Below are 18,399 nucleotides of genomic sequence, written 5' to 3' on the forward strand. Positions count from 1 at the left end.
GGGGCTCCAGGTTCATGAGGCGTTACCGACGAACATCAGCACCGGTGCGTCAGTGCTGTAACTGACGCTGATTCCGATGGGACTGCGCTGCCCGGCCCCGACCGAGAAGACGTACGTACCCTGCGACTGGCCGCCGGGCTTCAGAGTGCCGCTGAATGGTGCGGTCGGCGGACCCGACAGCGGCGACGCCGGGTTACCTTTCGAATTGGTGACGTTCACGGTGACCCTGCTGAGATCAATGCTTCGGGCGGACTTGTTCTCGATCTCGACCGTCACTGCCACTGCGGGGCCCGCGATCTCGCCCGGGCCCCGGGCCTCGGCCGTGATGCCGTTGACCCCAACGATCGAGGCCGAGACCTTCCCGCCGAAATTCGCGGATCGGGTCAGCGGCACCGCTTTGGCCGTCGTCACCGGGACGGACGCGACCGTCTGATCGATGTTCCCGGCCGTGGGCGGCGGCACGGGCGTCGTGGCCGGCTTCGGTCTGCTCGTCGTGGCCGCCGATCCGCCGCCCGGCCGCGCGCTCGGCGCGGCCGGAACGGTCTTGGATCCCGGGCCGGACGAGGAGGTCCGCACCGCCACGGCCGGCGGGATGGGTGCGACCGAACTGGTCGAGCCCGCCGGGGCGGCCGGACTCTCCGTGCCGGACGTGCCGACCGACGCCGAGGAGGCCGCCGCAGCGTTCGACCCCGAGGGGGAACCCGCCGCCCCGCTCTGGGTCTGGGCACTGGTGCAAGCCGCGGCACCGATGATCAGGGCGCCGACCAGGGCACCGATCCTGCGTGTGAGCCGAACAGCACTGCGGTTCATGATCGGACCTTCGTCTCGTCGTACTTGCGTGAGCCACGAGCAAGCCGCCGGGCCAGATCCTCGTATCGGTCGGTGACGTCGTCCCAGTCGTAGGCCGCCGCACGACTGCGTGCCGCCGCACGGCGGGCGACCAGGTTGAGATCGGCCGATTCGTCGTTCTCCACTCGTGCCGCGACGTCGGCCGCGGTGCCGAAATAGCGACCGGCCGAGCCGAGCACCTCTCGGTTGAAGTTCACGTCGTAGGCATTGGTCGCGGTCCCGGCCCCGATCGCCCGGAGCAGGGACGGGTTGGTTCCGCCGACGCTGTGCCCGTGCCAGTAGATGCGGGCGTGCGCGTACAGCTGGTCGAGCAGTTCCTGATCCCAGACACCGCCCAGGAATCGAATGCGGTCATCCGCGGCGGCGTGTACGCGCCTGGTGTATTCGTCGGAATAGGGAGCCGACCCGACCACGATCAGCGGCAGACGCGAACCGCTCTGAACGAATCCTTGGACGATCATGTCCACGTGGTTTTCGGGCTCGAAGCGAGCGACAACGAGATGGTAGTCATTGGCGGTCAACCCCAGCTCGGACAACCGTGACGACGAGATCCCGGCCGTCTTGGGCGCCCCGTAGGAGATGATATCGGTTCCGACGTCGAACCTTTCGCGGTAGTAGTCGGCGATCCCGATCGCGTCGGCGATCAAGGCGTCGGACTGCTTGACCGCCAACCACTCGGCCGTTCGGTAATACCGGCGGCCCATCGGCCCCCATTTTGCGCGCTTCCATTCCAGCCCGTCAACGTGAGTGGCTACCGGAATTCTCGCCGCACGGAAAAGCGGCAGGAACGGCGCATTGGCCGCATTGAACACCACAGCCACATCAGTACGATTTTGCAGCAGGTGGCCGACCGAGAGGGCAGTGTGGCTCAGCGTCTCCAGACTCCGGCTACGCAGGGCCGGCCGATGTACGAGTTCCATACCCAGGTACCGGCCCGCGGGCGGCGTAGTCGACGTCCCGGCTGTACGGCAGTAGACCACCACCTGATGGCCGCGATCGACCAGGCGCCGGCCGACCTCCTCGATCGCCGTCTCGAATCCCCCGTAGCGCGCCGGGACCCCGCGCGTGCCGACCATGGCGATACGCAGGAGCCGATCAGGATCGGCGCCAACGGTCGGGGCAGGGCGGGGATGTTTCATGGGTCCTCAAGGCTCGGAGAGGTACGCGGCAAGACAGCAGAACAGAGGCCGTCCGCGCCGCACCCGAAAATCACCCCGACGGCGTGTGCAACGTGTACTACTGAGCGTCACATTCGATTAGCCCAGATGGTGCTCCTCCTCGGGCAATTTAGCATCCCGGGGCCTGGTTGCCCAGAGTACGAAGAAGGTTCACCTATTACGGCGTAGGCGGCATTTGCTCCTCATCATGTGGGTGATGCACAGCAGCTCAGCCCTCGAATCGACGCCGACCGGGCGGCTGCGCTCCCCTTACGGGTGACAGCGAGCTCATTGGGAGTCCTCGAGCAGGAAGGGGGCGAAGCCGCCAGGTGAGCACGCTCTGCAATCAACGGGCTTGAATCACCTCAACGGGTGAAGCGGGCGGCCTTCCACAACGAACCCGAACCGAGAGCCGCCGTCAGCGAACAGGGGGTCAGGCCGCGGTCCGCGTAGGCCCGGATCAGGCTCGTGACCAACTTGCCGCGGTCCACGTCCGGTTCCGGCCCGTCGTCCACCCCGTCGTCGAGCCCGGCATGCGCGTCGTGATTCAGCAGGATCGAGCCGGGTCGGGCGTTGCTCATCGCCTTCGCGACCCGCTCGTCGTCGGCCAGCAGCGGCTTCCAGTCCCAGCTGGTCGAACTCCATAGCACCGGAGTCAGGCCGGAGGCCCGTACGGCGGCCCAGGTACTGACCGTCTGACGTCCATACGGCGGTCGCATCCAGCGCAGCCGTCGCCCGAGGATGTCTTCCAATTCGGCCCGGCCGTCCCGGCAACGCCGAAAGACCTGGTTGGGGCTGAAGGTCGGCAGGGCTCGATGATCCACCCCGTGCAGGCCCACCTCGTGTCCGGCCGCCACAATCTCGGACAGCAGCGCCGGATGGCGACGCACCCTCGTCATCAGAACGAAGAAGGTGGCAGTGGCGCCGGTGGAGCGAAGTGCCTCGAGCACGGCCGTGGTGCCCGCTGGGTCCGGCCCGTCGTCGAAGGTCATCACCACTATCGGACTCGCGGTCCGGACCCCTATCACGGACCCGGCACCCCACGATCGGCTCTCCACCAGGGTGCGGACGCCACTGCGTCGGCGCAGATCAGCCATCCCGCCGGTACTCCTGGTACACGTGCCCGACCGCTGCGGCAGCCATCCCGCCCCCGCGTCGGGCCAGTCTCTGACCGCGGGCCTGGTGCCGGGCCGACCCGTTGACCCGGCCGAACGTCGATCGCGCCGAGCCGACCGCGACGCGGGCCAGCCCCCCGACGGCCAGTTCCACCCGACGGACCGACCGACGCGCGCGACCGGCGGTCAGATCGAGCGCGATGAGCCCGGTCGTGTTGCCGTGGCTCCACGCCCGGCGCAGAACCCACTCACGGTTCATCCGCGCCGCCGGAACCTTGTCCACCACGACCGACTCGTTGCACCACAACATGCGTCCACCTTTGGCGAAAAGCGCACGGCTGAACAAGGTGTCCTCTCCGCCGGCCAGGCCGTAGCGGTCGTCGAATCGCAGCCCGAACGCCCGGACCTGCTGCAGATCGATCAGTAGATTGCCGGCCGCGGCCACGTCCAGTTCGGTTCCCGTCGGCAGACTGCGACGCTCGAAGAACCGGCCGGCCACAATCCACGGCTCGGGCGGCCGCTCGTACTCGGGGATCACCCGACCCGATACCGCCGCCGGTTCGGTGGGCGCCCAGACATCGAGCAACTGCGACAGCCATCCTGGCTCGGGGCGCTCGTCATCGTCGATGTAGGCCAGTAGTCGCGATCCGGCGGACTCGTCGATCGCGCGGTTTCGCGCGGCCGATATTCCGGGTCTCGGTTCGACGCAATACCGGACGATGGGTGACCCGAAGGCCGACACCGCCGATCGCGCGCTCCCCTCGGGATCGTTGTCGACCACTAGGACGTCGGCTCGGTGGCCGGGCCGGGAATTTATCTGCTGAACCTGGTCGAGAATCATCGGCAGACCTTCGGACACCTCGCCCGGACGACGGAAGGTCAGGATCGCCACGGTCACCGACACCGATGCCACCGAGAACATGCCCCTTCCGATTTCGACCGAACCTGGATCCTAGCCGTGCCGCGACGCCTGGGCCACGTCACACCAAAAAGAGGCCCGCCGATACCCTGGAAAGGGCATCGGCGGGCCGATCACTGACGGCATCGGTTCAGAAGGTACCGATCTTCTTGGTGCCGGAGGCTACTCCAACCGCCGAAGCGACGTCAGCCGGCAGGGCGACGGCAAATGAGCTGAACGCCGATTCCTGCGTCGTCAGCCCGGCGAGCGCGGTGCTGGTCGCACTCTCGGCATTGCGCCACCCGGCGTTCTTTGCCGAGAGCTGGGCCACGCTGGTCATCCGGGAGGCGATCTGGTTGTTGGTGCCGCCCCAGGCCAGCAGGTTGGAATCCGAGGCGGACACCTTCTTGGAGAAGAGGTTTCCGTTGATCGTGATGTTCATCGAATCGGCGCCCACATTGGTCGCCTTGTCCAGAACCATGATGTGGTCGGTCGGTGCCTCACCGAAACTGTTGTTCACGATCTGAACGTTCCGCAGGATCCATGGACACGTCGGATCCGGAATGGGATAGCGGGGATCGTGGCCCGGTTCGCTGGCGTTCGCCTGGCGCCGACCGTTCTGCGAAAGCCAGATACCCTGGTCCGAGCTGCCGCCGAGCCGGTTGTTGTAGATCTTGCCATTGCCCGCATTGAAGAGGTAGATCCCGGTCTTGCCGCCGGTCACGGTGTTGTTGGCGATGGTCATCGTGTCCGACAGTTCGGTTTCGATGCCGGCCTCGGTGTTGCCTGTCACCGTGTTGCCGACGATTCTGATGTTGACGCTGGATTCGTCGAACCAGATGCCGGTCCCATAGGTGTTGATGACGGTATTCCCACTGATCACCGCATTTCGGGTCTTGGTGATCTTGATTCCTCCGGTGGCGATCCACGGATTGAAGTGCTCGTAGTTGTTCTGGTTGAACAGCGAGTTCTTCACCACCAGGTTGTCCGCCGTGTCGGCATGCAGACCCATCTGACCGGCCCGATTCACCGTCACGTGATTCGCCGATGCATTGCTTCCGCTGAAACTCAGGGCGTTGGCCGCGACGTCGTCGATCTCCACGTTCTCGACCGACCCTGGCTTGTTGAACCGCACGGCGCCCATCAGTGGCATCGGCGTTCCGTACCGGCGCACTCCGAACCCCCGGAGCACGACACCGGCCACGTTGACCCGGATGGCCTGCTCGATGTCGGTGGCCCGGACCTGGTGGTTGGCCGGGTCGCTACCGATGATCAGTTGCTTGCTCGCGTAGTTGACCGCGAATGTCCCGGGAACCACCGATGCGGCGGTCGCGACCTGCTTGAGCTGAACGCCGTCGATGTACACCTGATCCGGGTGGGATGCCATCGGAAAGCCGCTCTGGAGGAAGACCGAGTTGTTCTGGCCGAAACTGAAGCCGATCGAGCTGTCGAATGTCTTCGTCCATCCGGACTTGACCCAGGTCGAACCGGACTTGGTCCATCCGGTGACCGCGCTGCTTCCGTCGAACCAGACTGCCTCCGCCGGGTAGGCCTGAATGGTGATCGGGCGGTCATTGACGATGACCGATTCGTGATAGGTGCCGCCACGCAGTACGACCGTTTGACCTGCCGCGGCCCTCGACACCGCGTAAGTCACTGTCCGGTAGGGCGCTGCCATGGTCCCGGACCCGGAATCGTTGCCCGAGTTCGGATTGACGAAGATCGCGTTCGACGGCACGGCATACTGCGCCGTTCCGATCGGAAGGGCCCCGTGTGTTGTCGTGGCGGGCGCGGTGACGGCGGGTGGGACGGCCGGTGGTGGCGTGGTCACCGGCGCACCTGCGGTCAACCTCTTCGCGGCCCAGAAGTCGTCGACGACAACTGTGGTGGCCACGGAGGAACGGGATACGTAGTCCCACTGGCCCACCGCCCCAGCCTTGGTGATCCGTGACGGCGAGGTGTCCTGAGCGGTCAGTTGCCAGCCGGGTTCGGCACTACCGGACAACCAGGCTCGGGCCGAGAGCACCACGGGATCGGTTCCGGTGACCTCGAAGGCCAGCTTGACGAGAGTGCCTGGGGCAGCGGTCAGATTGGTCCTGACATCCTTCAGGAGGGTGTCCGAGCTACCGCTGACCCGAGACACGCTCACCGAGAGAGCGCCGCCCGGAGCCAGCCGGACCCGGCCGATGTACGCGGATCCGTCGTTCTGGCGGCGAGCCTGGAGGCCGTGATAGAGGCCGAAGGCCGAGGCGGCCATGGCCGGCGCCCGGACGGTGCCCTGCAGGTGGACGTCCGCGGCCGAGGTCTGCGTCAGCACGACCGACGTGGCCGTGCCGGGCTGCACCGCTTCGAGTACACCGTGCCCGCCGGTCACGCTGAGCGCACCGGAGCCGGTGCCCTTGGCAGTGGTGTATGCGCCGCCGAGATCGGCGGAACCGAGTCCGCCGCTGGTCGTTCGGCTGTAGGTATCCACCGCGATGTTGGTCCAGGTGGCTCCGGCAGCCGAGGCCGACGAGGCGACGGGGACGACGATGCCCCCGGCGACGGCTGCCGTGAAGACGGAAATGGCGATTCGTTGGACGCGTTTGCTTCTGGACGTCCTGATGGAATGACGAGGTGCTTGGGACAAGTTTTCCTCCGGCATGAGCGGTCGCACGGCCCCGATTCGGCTCGGCGTCACGACACTCGTTGGTGGTCTGCGTTTCCTTGCATCCGGTCGAACTGGCCGGCGTCTCCCTTCTGGGCGGCCGAATCCGAGGCGGCCCGATTCTGGGCACGCCGATGGTGACTACCCCTGGTAGTTGTGCTCCGTGCTGCCTTGTGGCGGGCCATGAGTCGGGATCTCCCCGACCGAACCTGATCGCCGGGCCGTGCATGGTTCCTGATCACCGGACTGGCCGAAAGCCCGCGTGACGATTCATCTGGTGAGCGCTTTGCGCGAATCGCTCGTCGCAGAAGGTAACGGTTTGGGTGTGCTCGCACCAAGCCCCGATTTGGTCAACGCGTCCAGACACCGGGCCCGTGCGGTAATGGACGTGCGAGTCGGCTCGATCCGCGAATGGCGACCGACGCTCGTCAGAATCGCGCCGGTCGGAGGGCATCACTCAGTTGACTGCCGCGCGAAGGGAGCCAGGCGACGATTTCGCGGGCCGGAGACCTACCTCGCATGGCGATCAGGTGATGCGATTGGCAGTCGTTCTCCCCGCGCGACGGCCGAGCACGTCGGCGTCCGGGTGTCTTGATGTGACCGACATCACGTTATGTATCCGTTATCTTCATGGGCGGCATACGCCGTTGGATACACCCACATTGCGACCGAGGGACGCGGCGAGCCGAAGAGGGGTCGGACGGGGCAGGCGGCATTCCCAGCCCCGTACGGTGCTCGACCTACGAATGCGGGAAGGGGTCAGTGGATTGCAGCCGCACCGAATTGGTCGATGCCGGCGGGTCCGGCTGCCCGGCGGCCTTCAGCCGGCGGGTGGGCTTGGCTGCGACGAACAGTCCCGCGACCACACCGACCAGTCCGATCAGGCCCCACAACGTCATCCCAACCGGAATTCCCCAGAACGGGCTGGAGGTGGTCGGCGCCGTCGGGCTCGCGGTCGCATCGGCGAACGCCTGACTCGCGGAAGCGATGCCGGTCCCCGCCATCATGAGCATGGCCACAGCCACGGCGACGGCGGACGGGCGGCGAAATCGGGCGAAATCGGGCATTACTGGTTCCCATCGATGAGAGATCATCATTCGAAGCTCCGCAACGGGAAGTACCCGACATCCGACCCGCGCGCCGCCTCCGGTGACCCTACCCGTCACACACGGTGCAAGTCACGAACTCGATCGAGTCGATCCCGTCCGGGATCCGACGCGTTTGGGTGAATCCGCGAACTGACGGCCACTCTCCGTGTCGGATTGTCTCGGTGTTGCGACACTCGAATGCTCATTGGCACCTCCTGACACCCGCCTCTCGCTCCGAGAGCCAGGGCGGTCGTCATCTTCCTGTCATCCCGATCGGGAAGGATCGGGGCATGACGATTGCCCCAACGAGTTCTGCCCCGCTGAACCCCTCGGCCCGTCCCCCGCGACCGGCCGGGTCGGTTGACACCGAGGCGGAGCTGCGCGCCGACGTCCGGCGGGTCGGATCCCTCCTCGGTCAAACACTGGTCCGTCAGGAGGGCCAGGAGATGCTGGATCTGGTCGAGAAGGTTCGAGCCCTGACGAAGCAGGCTCACGAGTCCGCGACACCACAGGATCGGCAGGCGGCCACCGACCAGGTCCGGGCCATCCTGGCGACGCTGCCCATCAGCGAGGCAACCGCACTGGTCCGGGCGTTCGCCGCCTACTTCCACCTGGCGAACGCAGCCGAACAGGTGGACCGCATCCGCGCCTTGCGAGCCCGTCCGGCGTCCGAAGGCTGGCTCGCGCGTGCCGTGGCCGACGTCGCGACCGAACTCGGACCGGAGGAACTGACCAGGGCGATCGCCGATCTGGACGTCCGACCGGTGTTCACCGCCCACCCCACCGAGGCGAGCCGGCGCAGCGTGCTGACCAAACTGCGCCGGATCAGCGACCTGCTGGCCGAGCCGACCGAGCCCGGATCGACGGCCCGGGTCCGGCAGGATCGTCAACTGGCCGAACTGATCGACCTCATCTGGCAGACCGACGAACTGCGCCAGATCCGGCCGACCCCGATCGACGAGGCCCGCAACCTGCTCTATTACCTGCGTCAGATCGGTGGCGAGAGCCTGCCCGAATTGATGGACGACCTCGCTGCTGAACTCTCCGGCCATGGCGTCACCCTCTCCGCGGAGTCGGTTCCGCTGCGGATCGGCACCTGGATCGGCGGGGATCGGGACGGGAACCCCAACGTCACCGCGGCCATCACCCACCAGGTCCTCGCCCTCGACCATCAATTGGCCATCGACCTGGCCATCGGCAACATCGACCGGTTGATCGCCTATCTGTCGGCGTCGACCGCCATCGTCGGCGTATCCACGGCGCTGAGCGAGTCGGTCGCCGAGGACCTGCGCCGACTGCCGGGGCTCGATCCGCGGGTGAAGGAGATCAACGCGGCCGAGCCGTACCGGCTCAAGCTGACGTGCGTCAAGGCGAAGCTGCTGAACACCAGGACCAGGGTTGCCGCGCGTGGACGACACGAACCGGGCCGGGACTACGCCCAGCGCAGCGAGCTCCTGGCCGATCTCGCCGTCATCGCCGACTCCCTCCGGCAGCACGGCGGAGAGCTGGCGGCAGACGGAGTGGTCGCGACCGTGCGTCGTTCGGTCGCCGCCACCGGTCTGCACACCGCGACCATGGACATCCGCGAGCACGCCGAGGCCCATCACCACGTTCTTGCGCAGCTGTTCGATCGGCTGGGCGAGAACCGGACGGCCTACACGGAGCTGGATCGGGCCGACCGGATGAAGCTGCTCTCGGCCGAGCTCACCTCCCGTCGACCCCTCACCTACCGCCCGGCCGCCCTTGACGCGGCGGCGGCCAAGACCTTCTCGGTGTTCGCGGAGATCGCCGATGCCCTGGACACCTACGGTCCCGAGGTGATCGAGACCTACATCGTGTCGATGACCATGGGCGCCGATGACGTGTTGGCTCCGGCGATCCTGGCCCGGGAGGCCGGCCTGCTGGACGTGCACGGCTCCGAACTGCGAGAGCCGTACGCCCGCATCGGCTTCGCTCCCTTGCTGGAGACGGTCGAGGAACTGCGCCGGTCCGGCGAGGTGATCGACGAACTGCTGTCCGACCCGACCTACCGGGAGATCGTCCGGCTGCGCGGAGACGTCCAAGAGGTCATGCTCGGGTATTCGGACTCAAACAAGGACGCCGGGATCACCACCAGCCAGTGGGAGATCCACAAGACTCAGCGGGTGCTGCGCGACGTGGCGGCCAGGCACGGGGTTTCGCTGGTCCTGTTCCACGGCCGCGGCGGCACCGTCGGTCGTGGCGGCGGGCCGACCTACGACTCGATCCTGGCTCAGCCGCACGGTGTGCTCACCGGGGCGATCAAGTTCACCGAGCAGGGTGAGGTGATCAGCGACAAGTACGCGCTGCCCGAACTGGCCCGGGAGAACCTGGAACTGACCGTGGCGGCCGCGCTCCAGGCGTCGGCGTTGCACCGCGCCCCCCGGTTGTCGGACCAGCAGCTCGCGGCGTGGGACGAGGTCATGGAAGTCGTCAACGGGGCGGCGTTCACCACTTACCGCACCTTGATCGACGACCCGGACCTGCCGGCCTACTTCCTGGCCTCTACCCCGGTCGAGCAGCTCGGGTCGCTCAACATCGGGTCCCGCCCCTCCCGGCGCCCCGATTCCGGCGCCGGCCTCTCCGGCCTGCGGGCGATCCCCTGGGTCTTCGGCTGGACCCAGTCCCGTCAGATCGTCCCGGGCTGGTTCGGCGTCGGGTCCGGGCTCAAGGCCGCACGCGAGGCCGGCCACGGCGAACTCCTGGAGGAGATCCACCGGAGCTGGCACTTCTTCCGGACCTTCATCTCGAATGTCGAGATGACTTTGGCCAAAACGGATCTCGACATAGCCGAGCTCTACGTCTCGGCGCTGGTCCCGGCGGAACTGCGGCATCTGTTCGACCTGATCAAAGCCGAACACGCCCTGACCGTGGCCGAGGTGCTCCGTCTGACCCACTCGAACGACCTGCTGCAGTCCCAGCCGGACCTCAGCCGCACGCTCACCGTCCGGGAGCCGTACCTGGCGCCGATCTCGTACCTCCAGGTCGACCTGCTCCACCGGATCCGGGCGCTGGACGACGGTGTGACCCCCGATCCGGAGTTGCAGCGTGCGATGCTGCTCACCATCAACGGTGTTGCCGCCGGAATGCGCAACACCGGGTGACCACAACGCCGGTGGGGTTCCTCCCGTCGTTGCGAGCCGCCCCGGCGAGAGGAAGCGGAGCCCGTCATGACCAGGATGACCGTCATCGGATGTGGATACCTCGGAGCCGTGCACGCGGCCTGCATGGCCCAGTCCGGCCATGACGTCGTCGGGATCGATGTCGATCGGCCCAAGGTCGAGTCCCTCGCGTCCGGGCGGCCGCCGTTCTTCGAGCCCGGGTTCGAGACCGTCCTGGCCGACGCGATCGCCAGTGGGCGGCTGAGGTTCACCACCGACTTCGCGGCGGCCCACGGCAACCAGGTGCATTTCGTGTGCGTCGGCACTCCGCAGCGGGCCGGGGAGAACGCCGCCGACATGACCTACGTCGACGCGGCGGTCAACGCCCTCACCCCACATCTGTCGCCGGGTGACCTGGTGGTCGGCAAGTCGACGGTCCCGGTCGGCACCGCCGGACGGCTGGCCGGCATCCTGCGGGCCGCGGAACCGGGCGCCATGCTGGCCTGGAACCCCGAGTTCCTGCGGGAGGGTTTCGCCGTCCAGGACACGCTGGCCCCTGACCGTCTCGTCTACGGGTTGCCCGCGGCGCCGGCCGACGCTGCGGCCAAGGCCCTGCTCGACGAGGTCTATGCCCTTCCGCTGTCCGCCGGGACGCCGCTGGTCACCACCGACTACGCCACGGCCGAACTGGTCAAGGTGGCCGCCAACTCGTTCCTGGCCACCAAGATCTCGTTCATCAACGCCATGGCCGAGGTCTGCGAGGCGACCGGGGCCGACGTCTCGCAGCTGGCCGATGCGATCGGGTACGACGCACGGATCGGCCGCCGATTCCTCAACGCGGGGCTCGGGTTCGGGGGCGGGTGCCTGCCCAAGGACATCCGGGCCTTCATGGCCCGCGCCGGGGAGCTCGGCGCCGACCAGGCGCTGGCCTTCCTCCGCGAGATCGACTCGATCAACCTCCGACGCCGCGTCCGCATGGTGGACCTGGCGCGGGAGGTGTGTAACGGATCCATCGTCGGGCGGCGCATTGCCGTCCTGGGCGCGGCGTTCAAACCCAACAGCGACGACATCCGGGACTCTCCCGCCCTCGACGTGGCCACCCAGCTGCAACTGCAGGGAGCCACGGTCGTCGTCACCGATCCGGAAGCGGTGACCAACGCCAGGCGGGCCTCGCCCGGTCTGCACTACGCCGACACGGCGATGGAGGCCGCCCAAGATGCGGACCTGGTCATGGTTCTGACCGAATGGGACGACTACCGATCCCTCGATCCGGACGAGTTGGCCTCGGTGGTGGCCGGGAAACACATGCTGGACGGCCGGAACACCCTGGACCCGGTTCGTTGGCGCGCGGCCGGTTGGACCTACCGGGCTCTGGGCCGACCGTGACCGAGCCGATCGCAGACGGCCAGGGCGCCGACCACCCGGACGGGGCACCGCAACCGCAACCGGTCCGGCCCGGCGACGACGGGGTCGATTCAGTGACGGACGACGAACATCTGGAGCCCAGGGCGGGGACGGCCCGGCGTTGGTTCGGTCGGGCCCTGCTGGTCGCCGGCGTCCTGATCCTGCTGTCCGTCGCCTGGGTCGGATGGCGGACCTACCAGGCGTACCGCCATCTGAACGCCGCCGCGACGCAGGTCAGTGATCTGCAGGCCCAGGTCCGCGACCTGAGCAATATCGACCTGAACAAGGCCGATGCCACGGCGGCCCAGTTGCGCGCGGACGCGGACAAGGCGCGGGCCGACACCTCGGACCCGTTGTTCCGCCTGGCCGGCCACCTCCCGTGGATCGGCACCAACTTCCGGGCCGTGTCCGACATCGCCTCCACCGTCGACCAGCTGGCCACCACCACCGCGCCCTCGCTGGTGCAGGTCGCGCGCACCGTGCAACCGGAGACACTGACGCCGAAGAACGGCACCATCGACGTCAAGCCCATCGCGGCGGCGTCCGACACGCTGCAGGCAGCGGATGCCGCCGTGGTTTCGGCCGAGCAGAGCACCTCCTCGATCGATCGCCGTGGCCTGATCGGTCCGATCGACCGGGCGGTCACCACGTTGCAGGCGAAGCTGGCCAAGCTGGAGCAGACCACATCGGCGGCCGCCCGGATCGGCCGGCTGGCGCCCGCCATGCTCGGCGCCGACGGTCCCCGCAAGTACCTCGTCGTCTTCCAGAACCTCGCCGAGCCGCGAGCGAGCGGTGGCCTGTTCGGCTCCTACGCCCTGGTCACCATCACCGACGGGAAGCTCGCCATCACCGATCAGGGGTCAGGATCCAGAGACCTCGGCAAGTTCGACCCGCCGCTCGCGCTGCCGGCCGGCCTGTCCACCGCCTTGTACGGCCAACTGCCCGGGACCTACGCCACCGACACGAACCTCACGCCGGACTTCCCGACCTCGGCCGCCCTGCTGGCCAAGATGTACGCCATCCGCAAGCACGTCACCGTCGACGGTGTGGTGTCGATCGACCCGGTGGCGCTGTCGTACCTCCTGGTCGGGGCAAAGCCCATCCCGATCGGGCACAACCTGCAACTCACCTCGTCCAACGTCACCCGGATCCTGCTGTCGACCGCTTACGCGCTGTATCCGCAGTCGAACGATGCTCCGGCCCGGGAGGCCTTCCTGGCCGATGCGACGGCAAAGGCGTTCGCGGCCGTGACGAACTCCGGCGGCAGCGCCCGGTCGCTGTTGCGCGGGCTGAGGAAGGCCGTCGGCGAGCGTCGGTTGCTCGTCTGGAGTGCCGACGGCGAGCAGCAGACGGACCTGCTGGCGACCGATCTGTCCGGGCATCTGCCAACGGTCGACGGGGCCACTCCCGTGGTCGGTGTCTTCCGCAACGACAGCACCGGAGGGAAGCTCGGGTACTACACCAGCGGTTCGGCGACGCTGGTGCCAGGGACGTGTACGGCCGGTCAGCGGAACCTCACCCTCTCCGTGACGATGAGCTACACGGCACCCAGTGCGGGCCTTCCGACCTACGTCCTTGGCTACGCGAAAGGCGGACCGTACGTCCTGCGCACCAACTTCCTGATCTTCGCCCCGGTCGATGGCACCATCTCCACGTTGTCGGTCGATGGGAGGGCGGTCCCGGTCGTGTGGGCGACCGAGGGCGGACGCCGGGTCGGCATGATCACGGTCGAGCTGCGCCCGGGGGCACAGGCCACGGTGACCGGTCGTTTCACCGTGGCTGCTCCGTCCGCCACCGCCGCGCAATATCAGCCGCGCCTGGAGACCACCCCGTCGGTGACCACCTGGAAGACGTCAGCGGCCGGATATCCGAGCTGCTGAGCCGCATCAGCGCGTTGACATCGACCGGTTCACTGATTGTGGCCGCTGGTGCGATTCCCTCCGGTCGCCCGACACGATCGGGTGATCATTGTGTCCATTCGGCCACGAATGTGAACTCATAGTTACCTTCGCGCCGTGGAAGTTCTACAGTAGGCGCACGACTTCACTCGGTCAGGAGACCAGATGTTCAACAAGATCCTTGCCGTCGTCTCGATGGCCGCCGCAACGCTGTTCCTCTCGGTGGGTATCGCCTCGGCGGACGACTACGTCCCACCCGCGGTCACCTCGGGAGTGTCCAACTCTTCGGGGGCCGTCCAGGTACTCGGGACGTCCCAGACCGTCGGCGGCGCGGGAAGCGCGAGCGGCTCAGCCCTTTCTTACACCGGCACCGGCTTCAACGTCGGCGGAGCGGTACTGATCGGCGCGATCGTACTGCTGCTGGGCGTCGGCCTGTGCCTGGCCGGCACCAAGATGATCCGCGGGCGGTCAGCGCAGCGCTGAGCCTTCTGCCTCGGAAGTGGCACCGCGGGTGGGTGAGGACCTGAGGTCCTCACCCACCCGCGGTTTGGTCGTTTCCCGCCACTGACGCGACGGTCACGCCGTCCTGGTCGATGGCACCAGGTTGTGGAGCACCTGCTCGCAGAAGGCCAGCAACTCCCGGTCCCGCAGCGTGTCCGCGGCCAGACGGTCCGACTCGGTCGGGGGCCGGAGGGTCAGGGTGTTCGTCAGTGCCCGGTACTTGGATCCGGGATAGACGCGGGCCGCACGCATCTGGGCCGATTCGGCCAACTCCAGCGGTGCGAATCGCAAACCCTGCGGGCCGAGGGCAACTTCGGAGACGCCGGCCTCACGGCACACCTGACGGAATGCCGCCACCGCCAACAGGTTTTCCGATTCGGTGGGCAGCGGCCCGTAGCGGTCGACCAGTTCGGCCCGCACGGACGTGATCTCCTCGGTGGTGGTGGCGCCGGCGATCTTGCGGTACGCATCGAGCCGGAGGCGTTCCGACGGCACGTAGTCGTGCGGGATGCTGGCATCCACCGGCAGCTCGACCCGCACCTCGAGGGTTTCCTCCTCGACCTCCTGTTCGTCGCCCGATGCGGGGCCGCCGGCGGCCTTCTTGAACGCCGTCACCGCCTCACCCACCAACCGGATGTAGAGGTCGAACCCGACACCGGCGATGTGCCCGGACTGTTCGGCCCCGAGGATCGATCCGGCCCCTCGGATCTCGAGATCGCGCATGGCCACGGCCATGCCGGCCCCGAGGTCGGAGTTCTGCGCGATGGTGGCCAACCGGTCGTGGGCGGTCTCGGTGAGCGGCTTCTCGCTCGGGTACAGGAAGTACGCGTAGCCGCGCTCGCGGCCCCGGCCGACCCGGCCGCGCAACTGGTGCATCTGCGACAGGCCCAGGATTTCCGCGTGGTCGACGATCAGCGTGTTGGCGTTCGAGATGTCAAGGCCCGTTTCCACGATGGTGGTGCAGATGAGCACGTCGAACGACCGGTCCCAGAACCCGTCGATCACCTTCTCCAGTCGGTCTTCGTTCATCTGACCGTGGGCCACGGCGACCCGGGCCTCGGGGACGGCCTCCCGGATGCGCCCGGCCACCGCGTCGATGTCGGAGACCCGGTTGTGCACGAAGAACACCTGACCGTCGCGGAGCAACTCGCGCCGGATGGCGGCGGCGACCAGCTTCTCGTCATAGCCGCCGACGTAGGTGAGGATCGGGTGCCGCTCCTCGGGCGGGGTGAGGATGGTCGACATCTCGCGGATGCCGGCCAGGCTCATCTCCAAGGTCCTCGGGATCGGGGTGGCCGACATGGTGAGCATGTCCACGTGCGCCCGGAGGGCCGTGATGTGTTCCTTGTGCTCGACCCCGAACCGCTGTTCCTCGTCGACGATGACCAGACCGAGGTCCTTGTAGCGGACGCTCGGCTGCAGCAGCCGGTGGGTTCCGATGACGATGTCGACACTGCCGTCGGCCAGGCCCTTGACGGTCTCCTTCGACTCCCGGTCGTCGGTGAACCGGGACAGCCCGCGGACCGTCACCGGGAATGCCGACATCCGGTCGGTGAAGGTCGAAAGGTGTTGCTGGGCCAGCAGCGTGGTCGGCACCAGGATGGCGACCTGCTTGCCGTCCTGCACCGCCTTGAAGGCGGCCCGGACGGCAATCTCGGTCTTGCCGTAGCCGACGTCACCGGAGATCACCCGGTCCATCGGGACCGGCTTCTCCATGTCGGCCTTCACCTCGTCGATCGCCGCCATCTGGTCGGGCGTCTCGGTGAACGGGAAGGCATCCTCGAGCTCACGCTGCCACGGAGTGTCCGGAGCGAAGGCGTGGCCCGGGGCCGAGGCACGGGCCGCGTAGAGCTGCACCAGCTTGGCCGCGATGTCCCGGACGGCCTTCCGAGCGCGCCCCTTGGTCTTCGCCCAGTCGGCGCCGCCCAGCTTGTTGACCGTCGGCACCTCGCCCCCGATGTACCGGGACAGCAGATCGAGGGCGTCGGTGGGGACGAACAACCGGTCGCCGGGATGTCCCCGCTTGCTCGGTGCGTACTCGACCACCAGGTACTCGCGGACGGCGCCACCGGACGTCCGGCTGACCAGGTCGATGTACTTGCCGATGCCGTGCTGGGCGTGCACCACGTAGTCACCGGGTTTGAGGGCCAGCGGGTCGACCATGTTGCGGCGGCGAGACGGCATCTTGGTGGCGGATGGCGGGGTCGCCGTGCCGCGGGTGCCCGTCAGGTCGGACTCGGTGATGATGGCCAGACCTGACCCGGTGATGACGAAACCGTCCTCCAACCGCCCGCGGGCGACGGTGACCATGCCCGGTCGCGGTGGGTGTTCCATCCAATCGCCCGATGTGGTGACGGCGAGGTCGGCCTCGGCGAACCGTTCGGCCGCCCGCGCGGCGGTCCCCGCCCCGGGGACGACGACGACCGTCACTCCCCCACCGGCCGCCCGTTGCGCGGCATCGTCGATGGCGACTGCGATCTCGCCCCGGTAGGACGGTGCGGCGATGATCGCCACCTGCTCGTCCGGGTTGGCCTGCAGCAGCGCCGCCGTCGCGTCGCCCGGTTCGTCCACGCCGAACGGGGCGACCCGCCACAGCGGCAGTTCCTGGTCCCGGATGAGGTCCTGCACCTCACCCAGGGACCGGTAGGCGGACTCGGCCAGGTCGATGGGGGCGCGCCCACCGGTGGCCGCGGCCATCCACGACGCGGCCAGGAAGTCGGCCCCGGTGCGGACCAGATCCTCGGCCCTGGTGCGGATCCGCTCCGGATCGGCCAGCACCACATGGGTGCCCTTGGCCAACACCTCGGGGAGCATGGTCAGCCGACCCGGCAACAGGACCGGGATGAGGGCTTCCATCCCCTCGACGGCGATGCCGGCGGCCAGGTTCCCGAGCATCTGGGCCAGCGTCGGGTCACCGGTCCCGGCCGCCGACAGCCGGGACGCGCGTTCCCGGACCTCGTCGGTGAGCAGGACCTCCCGGCACGCCTGGGCGGTCACCGAGTCGACGGCGTCGATCGACCGCTGGTCGGTAACGGCGAAGGTGCGGATGTCGGTGACCTCGTCACCGAAGAACTCGACCCGGATGGGGTGGCTGTCGGTCGGCGGGAAGATGTCCAGAATGCCGCCGCGGACCGCGATCTCGCCGCGCTTCTCGACCATCTCGACCCGGGTGTAGGCCAGGGTGACGAGTCGGCCGACCAACTCCGACAGGTCGACCCAGTCGCCGGTCCGCAACACGACCGGCGCCATCTCGCCCAGATCGGGGGCCATCGGCTGGATCAGCGACCGGATCGTGGCCACCACCACCTTGGGCGAACCCGCCGGGTGCTCCTCCGGGTGGGCCAGTCGCCGCAAGGTGGCCAGGCGCTTGCCGACGGTGTCGGCCCGGGGTGACAGCCGCTCGTGGGGCAGGGTCTCCCACGACGGGAAGATCATCACGTTGTCGTCGCCGATCAGGTCGGCGATGGCGGCGGTCGCCACTTCGGCCTCGCGGCCGGTCGCGGTGACCAGCAGGACCGGGACCCCCGCTCCGCCCGCCGCCTTGTCCACGGCCAATGCGGCGGCCAGGAACGGGCGGGCACCGGGCGGAGCGATGATCCGGTTGGTCGGGGCGCCGGCGGTGGCCACCATGTCCTTGACCACAGTGGTGCGCAGGACGGCCTCCAGCAGCCCGGCCAGCGCCGTGTTCCCGCTCTCCGGGTGCGCCGATGCGGTCGGTCTCTT

At 67.9% G+C, this 18,399-nt stretch carries 11 protein-coding genes; 4 read left to right on the forward strand and 7 right to left on the reverse strand.

Features of this window, described 5'->3' with window-relative positions; genetic code table 11:
* Nucleotides 1–12: 12 nt before the first annotated feature.
* The 6 genes from BLS97_RS02625 to BLS97_RS02650 form a co-directional block, all read right to left on the reverse strand.
* Complete coding sequence (locus BLS97_RS02625; protein ID WP_090474472.1) at nucleotides 13–810, reverse strand: hypothetical protein; 798 nt, start codon at nucleotides 808–810, stop codon at nucleotides 13–15.
* Nucleotides 807–1,988, reverse strand: a complete 1,182-nt coding sequence (locus BLS97_RS02630; RefSeq protein WP_197676374.1) for a DUF1972 domain-containing protein — start codon at nucleotides 1,986–1,988, stop codon at nucleotides 807–809. Before BLS97_RS02630 ends, BLS97_RS02625 begins: the two co-directional genes overlap by 4 nt.
* A gap of 383 nt (nucleotides 1,989–2,371) precedes the next feature.
* Complete coding sequence (locus BLS97_RS02635; protein WP_090474474.1) at nucleotides 2,372–3,103, reverse strand: polysaccharide deacetylase family protein; 732 nt, start codon at nucleotides 3,101–3,103, stop codon at nucleotides 2,372–2,374.
* On the reverse strand, nucleotides 3,096–4,043 hold the full coding sequence (locus BLS97_RS02640; RefSeq protein ID WP_090474475.1) for a glycosyltransferase family 2 protein: 948 nt from the start codon (nucleotides 4,041–4,043) through the stop codon (nucleotides 3,096–3,098). Before BLS97_RS02640 ends, BLS97_RS02635 begins: the two co-directional genes overlap by 8 nt.
* Nucleotides 4,044–4,170: 127 nt before the next feature.
* A complete protein-coding gene (locus tag BLS97_RS02645; protein ID WP_172832199.1) occupies nucleotides 4,171–6,648 on the reverse strand; it encodes a right-handed parallel beta-helix repeat-containing protein in 2,478 nt (825 codons plus the stop codon).
* A gap of 758 nt (nucleotides 6,649–7,406) precedes the next feature.
* Entirely contained in the window at nucleotides 7,407–7,733 is a 327-nt protein-coding gene (locus BLS97_RS02650) for a hypothetical protein (protein ID WP_090474477.1), read from the reverse strand.
* A gap of 311 nt (nucleotides 7,734–8,044) precedes the next feature.
* Here BLS97_RS02650 and ppc point away from each other — a divergent pair, with 311 nt between their 5' ends.
* The 4 genes from ppc (at nucleotide 8,045) to BLS97_RS02670 (ending at nucleotide 14,658) form a co-directional block, all read left to right on the forward strand.
* A complete protein-coding gene (gene ppc / locus BLS97_RS02655) occupies nucleotides 8,045–10,876 on the forward strand; it encodes a phosphoenolpyruvate carboxylase (RefSeq protein ID WP_090474478.1) in 2,832 nt (943 codons plus the stop codon).
* 66 nt (nucleotides 10,877–10,942) lie between these two features.
* Entirely contained in the window at nucleotides 10,943–12,259 is a 1,317-nt protein-coding gene (locus tag BLS97_RS02660) for a UDP-glucose dehydrogenase family protein (RefSeq protein WP_090474479.1), read from the forward strand.
* Entirely contained in the window at nucleotides 12,256–14,157 is a 1,902-nt protein-coding gene (locus tag BLS97_RS02665) for a DUF4012 domain-containing protein (RefSeq protein ID WP_090474480.1), read from the forward strand. The genes BLS97_RS02660 and BLS97_RS02665 overlap by 4 nt, the downstream gene beginning before the upstream one ends.
* A 183-nt stretch (nucleotides 14,158–14,340) precedes the next feature.
* Entirely contained in the window at nucleotides 14,341–14,658 is a 318-nt protein-coding gene (locus tag BLS97_RS02670) for a hypothetical protein (protein ID WP_090474481.1), read from the forward strand.
* Between the two features lie 93 nt (nucleotides 14,659–14,751).
* On the opposite strand, the gene mfd is transcribed toward BLS97_RS02670, so the two are convergent.
* Nucleotides 14,752–18,306 carry a transcription-repair coupling factor gene (gene mfd, locus BLS97_RS02675; protein WP_172832342.1) on the reverse strand — a complete coding sequence of 1,185 codons (3,555 nt, stop codon included), beginning with the start codon at nucleotides 18,304–18,306 and terminating at the stop codon, nucleotides 14,752–14,754.
* Nucleotides 18,307–18,399: the final 93 nt, after the last annotated feature.

This window comes from Nakamurella panacisegetis, assembly GCF_900104535.1.
Taxonomy (GTDB): Bacteria; Actinomycetota; Actinomycetes; order Mycobacteriales; family Nakamurellaceae; genus Nakamurella; species Nakamurella panacisegetis.

Bases quoted from the DNA above. Each gene is read 5' to 3' on its own strand.
- BLS97_RS02640 (WP_090474475.1), bottom strand. From the start codon at position 4,043: ATGTTCTCGGTGGCATCGGTGTCGGTGACCGTGGCGATCCTGACCTTC.
- mfd (WP_172832342.1), bottom strand. From the start codon at position 18,306: ATGGTGGCCACCGCCGGCGCCCCGACCAACCGGATCATCGCTCCGCCC.
- BLS97_RS02625 (WP_090474472.1), bottom strand. From the start codon at position 810: ATGAACCGCAGTGCTGTTCGGCTCACACGCAGGATCGGTGCCCTGGTC.
- ppc (WP_090474478.1), top strand. From the start codon at position 8,045: ATGACGATTGCCCCAACGAGTTCTGCCCCGCTGAACCCCTCGGCCCGT.
- BLS97_RS02635 (WP_090474474.1), bottom strand. From the start codon at position 3,103: ATGGCTGATCTGCGCCGACGCAGTGGCGTCCGCACCCTGGTGGAGAGC.
- BLS97_RS02660 (WP_090474479.1), top strand. From the start codon at position 10,943: ATGACCAGGATGACCGTCATCGGATGTGGATACCTCGGAGCCGTGCAC.
- BLS97_RS02650 (WP_090474477.1), bottom strand. From the start codon at position 7,733: ATGCCCGATTTCGCCCGATTTCGCCGCCCGTCCGCCGTCGCCGTGGCT.
- BLS97_RS02630 (WP_197676374.1), bottom strand. From the start codon at position 1,988: ATGAAACATCCCCGCCCTGCCCCGACCGTTGGCGCCGATCCTGATCGG.
- BLS97_RS02670 (WP_090474481.1), top strand. From the start codon at position 14,341: ATGTTCAACAAGATCCTTGCCGTCGTCTCGATGGCCGCCGCAACGCTG.